Annotated in this window: 6 protein-coding genes; 1 reads left to right on the top strand and 5 read right to left on the bottom strand. The window is 60.0% G+C overall.

Annotated features, from left to right (window positions below; all coding sequences use genetic code 11):
* Positions 1-73 precede the first annotated feature (73 nt).
* Positions 74-1,006: an IS1380 family transposase gene (locus OP497_RS17195; protein WP_280550693.1), complete on the top strand. Its 933-nt coding sequence runs from the start codon at positions 74-76 to the stop codon at positions 1,004-1,006.
* Positions 1,007-1,241: 235 nt separating this feature from the next.
* Here OP497_RS17195 and OP497_RS17200 read toward each other — a convergent pair whose 3' ends face one another.
* The 5 genes from OP497_RS17200 to OP497_RS17220 all read right to left on the bottom strand — a co-directional run bounded on the left by OP497_RS17200 (position 1,242) and on the right by OP497_RS17220 (position 6,779).
* On the bottom strand, positions 1,242-4,460 hold the full coding sequence (locus tag OP497_RS17200) for a DEAD/DEAH box helicase family protein (RefSeq protein ID WP_280550695.1): 3,219 nt from the start codon (positions 4,458-4,460) through the stop codon (positions 1,242-1,244).
* Between the two features lie 238 nt (positions 4,461-4,698).
* Complete coding sequence (locus OP497_RS17205) at positions 4,699-5,355, bottom strand: SOS response-associated peptidase (RefSeq protein WP_280550697.1); 657 nt, start codon at positions 5,353-5,355, stop codon at positions 4,699-4,701.
* Positions 5,356-5,549: 194 nt separating this feature from the next.
* Entirely contained in the window at positions 5,550-5,717 is a 168-nt protein-coding gene (locus tag OP497_RS17210; RefSeq protein ID WP_280550699.1) for a hypothetical protein, read from the bottom strand.
* Positions 5,718-5,877: 160 nt separating this feature from the next.
* Positions 5,878-6,492, bottom strand: a complete 615-nt coding sequence (locus OP497_RS17215; RefSeq protein WP_280550701.1) for a hypothetical protein — start codon at positions 6,490-6,492, stop codon at positions 5,878-5,880.
* Positions 6,429-6,779, bottom strand: coding sequence for a hypothetical protein (locus OP497_RS17220; RefSeq protein ID WP_280550702.1), 351 nt, complete (start codon positions 6,777-6,779; stop codon positions 6,429-6,431). Before OP497_RS17220 ends, OP497_RS17215 begins: the two co-directional genes overlap by 64 nt.
* Positions 6,780-7,062: the final 283 nt, after the last annotated feature.

Here is a 7,062-nt window from a genome sequence, read left to right on the forward strand (position 1 = left end):
CCGGCGCCGTGCCCTGGCCCTCCTGGAAAATTCTCCGAGAGAACCTTCGTGAGGAAGTCAGGGAGCAAGCGTTATGCGCCGAATAGCACAGAATTCGTGGGGATCCTTCAGCGGCTACACCCCGATTGCCGCTTATCTGGGCAACGAGGGGTGGTGTCTGGGGCTGGAACTGCGTCCCGGCAAGCAGCACACCATGAAGGAGAGCAATGCCTTCCTGGAGCAGGTGCTGCCGCGCGCCTACCAAATGACCCAGGCGCCGCTGCTAGTGCGCGAAGACAGCGGCTTCGACAGCCAGGCGCATCTGGCGCTGCTCGAACAGCAGCGTCAGGCCTGCGCCGAGGACGGGCGCGTGCTGGACTATCTCGTCAAGTGGAACCCGCGCCGCTCGGCCAAGGACGATCAGGACACCTGGCTGGCTGTGGCGGCGGACTATTGGGAGGCGCTGCGTCCCGGCAAGCGCCAGGCGCTGTGGACGCAAACCGTCTCGATCCGTGACGACCACCAGGTCGAATACGTCGTCAAGCGGGTGATGCGCCTGGTCGAGCGCACCGCCGATCACGATGGCCAGCTGCTGATCGAACCGGAATATGAACTGGAAGGCTGGTGGACCCGCCTGGACGAGGCACCGCAGGCGGTGATCCAGCGCTACCAGGCGCATGCCACTCACGAACAGTTCCACAGCGAGATCAAGACCGACCTCGACCTGGAGCGCCTGCCCTCGGGCAAGTTCGCCACCAACGACCTGATCCTGCATCTGGCACAGCTGGCCTACAACATCCTGCGGCTGATGGGGCAGCTCGGCATGACCGGCGAGCTCAGTCCGGTGCGTCATCCGGCGAAACGCCGGCGGCTGCGCACGGTCCTGCAAGAGCTGGTGCATCGTGCCGCCCTGGTGATCCACAAGGCGCGGCAGATCATTCTCGATTTCGGCCAGGACATCGGGCGCATGACGGTACTGAAGACGTTGCGTCGCCGGTTTCGCTATCCCAAGGCCGCGCCATGCTGACCGGACGATCCTGTCGGATCATCAGCAAACCGACGCTGCCGCACTGGCTGGCGGGCAAGGCGTGCCTGGCTGTCGCAAATGGCGGTGAAAGGGTGGAGAAACAGGCCGTCAACAGGGGGCAAGGAGGCCGATATCGCCCTGGTCAGTCATCACCAGGACCGAGAAAGGGGATGCCGGTGATCAAAAATTGCTCGGGAGGCGAGATAGGGAAGACTTGGGCTTCGGGATCACGGATTCAGGAATCTCTTAGTGCTAATATTTTATAGACTAAAAGCGCAAACTGCCTACCAGTCTCCTGGTCTTCCAGCAGTGGCATGCTGAGCTTCTCGTGGTCGCTCATGGCGTCGAGCACGGCGTCGGTGACCCGCTTGGGAAAGAGGCCGTGCATCACCTGGCCTTCACTATGGTTGCGGACCTGAGCCATCACCGACTCGTCCCGCTCGATACGGTCAGCGATGCCGTTGGCGAAGTGCAGCTTGTCCTCATCGCTGACCTCGGCGCCGTAGAGATCATTGAGCTTGTCGATGATCTCGGCCAGGCGCTGCTTCTCGGGGTCATGGGGCGCCCCTGAGCCGACCTCGGTGATCGGCTTGAGGCCATAATCGCCGGTCTCCTGCTCGAGCTGCAGGCGCTGCTCGGCACGTTTGGTAAGTCGGTAGTGCGTCAGCTCCAGTTCGCTAACATCGATGGGGTCCTCTTCCTGCAGGCGATCCATGCGCAGCAGCGGATGGAGATGGCGCGCGAACACGCAGAGCTGCTCAAGCTCCACATCATCGAAGGTGACGATCTGCGACAGGAACTCGTAGGCACGCACGAAGCTCTGCAGGTTCTTGCGGAACAGGTCGAGCTCGTCGCGAGTCTTGCCGGCATCCTCCAGTTCCTGCTCGGCGCGCTTCAGGCCCTTGTCGTCGCCCTGCTGGTCGGCGCGGCGTCGCTCCTCCTTCCAGACCTGCAGCTGCTCGAGAATCGCTTGATAACGGTGCCGGAAGCGGTCCTGGGCGGGACGACAGTAGTAGCTGAGGCTGGAGGATGGCGCCTTGGGGTCGAAGAAGGCCTTGGCAAACCCCTCGACCTCCTCGCGGTAGTAGATCCCGCTGGCATCCAGGCTGCGCTGCAGGTCGAAGACCACCTGGGGGTCGGAGACGTCGGCCAGCTCGGCCTTGCGGTAGTAGGGCGCGAAGGCCTCGAGAATCGCGTGGGAATCGTTGAAGAAGTCGAGGATGAAGGTCTGTTTGCCGGGGAAGGTGCGGTTCAGCCGCGAGAGGGTCTGCACGCAGTCCACACCCTGCAGCTTCTTGTCCACGTACATGGCACACAGCTTGGGCTGGTCGAAGCCGGTCTGGAACTTGTTGGCGGCGATCATCACGTTGAAGTCGCCGGTGTCGAAGGCGTCGGCCAGGTCCCGCCCTTTGAGACCGGGGTTGAGGATCGTGCTGGTTTCGGCGACTTCCTCGGGGATCTCCTCGTCGGCGGGTACCGTGCCGGAGAAGGCCACCAACGGGTGGACGTCGTCATAGCCCTGCTGGGCGATGTAGGCCTTCATGGCCAGCTGGTAGCGCACGGCTTCCTGACGACTGGCGGTCACCACCATGGCCTTGGCCTGGCCGTCGAGCAGGTGGCGCACGTTGGCGCGGAAGTGCTCGACGATCACCTCGACCTTCTGGTTGATGTTGTAGGGGTGCAGCCGCACCCAGCGCGCCAGGGTCCGGGAAGCCTTCTTCGACTCGACCTCCTCGTCATCCCCCTCGGGATGGGCCAACTTCCAGGCAGTGCCGTAGGTGACGTAGTTCTGCAGCACGTCGAGGATGAAGCCCTCCTCGATGGCCTGGCGCATGGAGTAGAGATGGAACGGCTCGGGCAGGTTGTCGGCACTGGCTGGTAGCGAGGGATCCAGCGGGCGCCGGTTCGCCGGCCGGCCGAACAGCTCCAGGGTCTTGGCCTTGGGCGTGGCGGTGAAGGCGTAGTAGCTGATCCGCTCGCTGGGCCGCCTGGCGGCCACGGCGGCGTCCATCAGGGTCTCGGCGCTTATTTCCAGCTCGCCGCTGCCCTCACTCTCGGCGCCCTCCTGAGCCTCTCCCGCGGCTGCCAGCAGGGCCTTGAGCTTGCTGGCCGAGCTGCCCGTCTGCGAGGAGTGGGCCTCGTCGGCGATCACCGCGTAGTTGCCCTCGGCGAGTTGAGGGCGCTTGTCCAGGGCGTCGAACAGCGCCGGGAAGGTCTGGATGGTGACGATGATGATCCGGGTGTTGGTGGCTAGCGCCTCGGCGAGCTGCTCCGACTTGCTCTGGTTGCCGACATCACGGGTGATGGGCTTCACCACGCCATGGGCATGCTCGAACTGATAGATGGTGTCCTGCAGCTGGCTGTCGAGCACGGTGCGATCGGTGACCACGATCACCGAGTTGAAGCGCTTCTGGCCGGCGTCGTCGTAGAGATTGGCCAGCTGGTGGGCCGCCCAGGCGATCGAATTCGACTTGCCCGAGCCGGCGCTGTGCTGCACCAGGTAGCGGCTTCCCGGCCCCTCCTCGCGCGTGGCCTCGATCAGCCGGTTGACCACCTCCCACTGGTGATAGCGGGGGAAGATCAAGGTCTCCTTGGTCTGGCGCCGGCCATGGAAGTCCTCGAATGGCTTCTTCTCCAGGTGCAGGAAGCGACCCAGGATCTTCAGCCAGGCCGCCGGGGCGAAGACCTGCTCCCACAGGTAGGCGGTGGCGTAGCTGGCCTCGTCCGCTGCGGGCGGGTTGCCGGCTTCCCCGTCCAGAGTGCCTCTGTTGAAAGGCAGGAAGAAGGTCGCGTCGCCGGCGAGCTTGGTGGTCATGGCCACCTGGTCCTGGCTGACCGCGAAGTGGACCAGGGCGCCGCGCTTGAAGGTCAGCAGTGGCTCAGGCTTGCGGGTAAGCGGATCCTTGATCGGCCGGTCGCGGCGATACTGGCGCTTGGCGTTCTCCACCGACTGCTTGAACTCGCTCTTGAGCTCGAGCGTCGCGGTGGGCAGGCCGTTGACGAACAGCACCAGGTCGAGGCGCGGGTTGTAGCTCTGCTGGCCTGTGCCCTTCTCGCGGGCGTGTGGCGAGTAGGCAACTTCCGGGACCACCCGCAGGCGGTTGGCGCGAGAGCGGGCCAGGGCATCGGGGTTCATGCCGTGATCGGGCGGGAAGCTGCAAAGGTCGAACTTTACCCCCGGCACCTTGAGGCCGTGGCGCAGCACCTCGAGGGTGCCCGCTTTGTCCAACTCGCGGACCACCTTCTGCACGAACACCGTCTCGGGTGCCTGGGGATTGGCCTTGCAGAACTTCGCCCAGCGCTCGGGCTGGGCCTCCTGCACGTAGGCGAGCAGATCCTCGGTATACAGCGCCTTGGCGCGGTCATAGCCGCTGGCCGGCCCGGTCTTCCAGCCGCCGGCCAGCATGGCGTCGATGACGTCCTGCTGGAACGGCGCTTCCCTGCTGTCCGCCATGTCATCCCCTGCGAATCAGGCTTTATTTCCCTTAGCCTACGCCGTCGGCGCTGAGCACACAAAAAGTAACCCCCGTGGTGCACTTCCATGAGAGGCGTGAGGGGTGTTGTTACCGGGTACGGACTTGAGCGCTTCAATTTTACATATACGGGCCATCTGTAAAGGAGCCGCCATCAACTTTACACAGGCTAGGTTGCCGAAAAGAGGCCAGGCCCAATCGATCAGGCTTCCCATTGCTTCAATATACCGCCTCGATTAGCACCGCATCATCTTCCACGGGCCGGTTGACCCGGGTGCTCACCGGCCAGTGAGTCAGTTGATCGTGCGGTAGGTGGTGGACAAGGTGGCGGATCGTTTCGCGCTCCGTCAGCTCGGGATCGAGCCAGGGCTCAAGGCTCTGCTGATCAAGGATCAGCGGCATCCGCGGGTGAATTGCCTTAGCGACGCCTCGGGCGGGCTCGGTGAGGATGGCGCATCCGGGCTTGCCATCCGGGCGCTCCATCCAGATGCCGGCAAACCACAGCGGCTCGCCGTCGCGGCGGGTCAGGTACTGGGGCTGCTTGCGGCCTTCCACGGTCTGCCATTCGTACCAGCCGTCTGCCGGCACCAGGCAGCGGTGATGGGAAAAGGCCCCGCGGAAATAAGGAGAGGTAGCGACCTTCTCGACAGTGGCATTGATGGGCTGTGGAGCCTTGTCGTCGGCCCAGTGGGGCCGGTAGCCCCACCAGAGCGGTTCGAGGCTCAGCTGGCCACCGTCTTCATGCCGGCGCACCGCGCTGATCCAGGTGCCCGGCGCCACGTTGTAGCGGGGCGTCAGCTCACCCTCGGCCAGCGGTAGCCTGAGGGAGGCTGCCAGACTGGGGAAGTCGCTGTAGCGTGCGAAGCGGCCGCACATGGTGATGGAGTCTCCGTGATATGAAGCGCTGGGGACAGCCACCAATACATTCTCTCGGGTTGCCAGCAGCGGACTACGTGTCTATCATATGCAAATGGATTGGGAATGCCCGATCGGCAAGGGGCCTCGGCGAATGCGTCGGGGCCTTTTGTTTTCAAGGATATACCTTCAGCCCCACCCCTTGATCCCTGGATTTATAGCAATTTCTTTGCAAGACCAACAAAAATAATGAAAGCAATAAAAACTGCGGTTATTCCAACAATATCCCCCGGAAGCCCAGCCACAGAACCCAATAAACCCCAAATTGCAGCCGCAAGAAAAGTGATCAGCAGTATCAACATGCTCATAAAAAACTTTCTCATGACTTCACCCCCTAATTTTTCTATTTACAGGCCAAGCATAGATAGAAAAGCTGGCTCGATCAGCACCGGGGCATCTTCCACCAAGCGCTTACCAAAGGCACTTACTCGCCAATGCGATCAATTTATCGTGAGGCAAGTGATGTAAAAATCATGCAAAAAATTAACTTAACTGAAGATGCTTTAGCTTTTCGCCCCAATAGAAACTATCAAATCTTCCACTATTCCAATATCCCTCAATCAGGCCATTTAGTTGCGGCCAATCATTCTGTAACAGCTTGGCACAGTGTTGGAATGAATCAGCCTCTCTACACAAAGGACCTGATGCAAGTATCCTTGATACAAAAAGATGTTCTAAAAACTTGTCCCCACGAAAGCGTTTCATAGGCCCGCAAGCCTGAATAACTGTCAGCTTCCTAGCTGTCAGTCTTCCAAGAAGAAGAATATCAGCAATGTCAAAAATAAAATTTCTCAAAAAACTCAAAAAAGATTCTCTGCATAAAAATATTAAGCAAAGAAGAAAAGCAGAGATAGCAGCACTTAGCGTAGGCCATGCTAAATATAAAATACCCGCAGCCACTGCAGAGAAAAAAATCTCTGGAATCATCTTAGCAAATGTAAAAGGCAGCGATATGATTGAAAGAAAAAAACCAATAATCATACTAAGCAACGGCAACGCAGATGACTGTATCGGACTGCGTTCAAGATGACCTCTCATCCAAATATCAAAAAGAACACCTTCAATGAGCTCATTTTGCTCTTTGGTCTGGTTAAACACTCCTGACAGCCAAATTTCTTTGTATAAAGAATCCCAGAAAGCCATAATTCACCCCATTTTCCAATATTCTGTTTTTTCGGAAAAACAATATCGAAAGGCATCCTCTTAACCAGAACACAACATAAAAATGAAACTGGAGAGCTGAACGCCCCCTTGTCAGGGGGCTGGACCAGCTTGCTGCGCGGTCCGGTGAGAACGTGGCCGGTCCAGTTCATGATCTCGGCGGAAAGCAGGCCGTTGGGCGTGCCGTCCACCAGGAAGAGCCGGATACTGCGTCCTTGCGTCATACTATCTCCGTTTGCGTGGTATCAGCGGTGACCGATGAGCCCCTCGGCGACTGCCAACCGCGTACGTCGATCTTGCCGGTCACGGCGGCGGAGATCAGGGCGGAGCGGCGTTCTTGAAGGAGATTCATCGCCGATGTAGCCGCGTCAATCAGTTTATAAATCCGCTCCACCTCTGAAGGATCCCCACGAATTCTGTGCTATTCGGCGCATAACGCTTGCTCCCTGACTTCCTCACGAAGGTTCTCTCGGAGAATTTTCCAGGAGGGCCAGGGCACGGCGCCGG

The organism is Halomonas sp. 11-S5 (assembly GCF_029889825.1).
In the GTDB taxonomy this organism is placed as follows: Bacteria; Pseudomonadota; Gammaproteobacteria; order Pseudomonadales; family Halomonadaceae; genus Halomonas.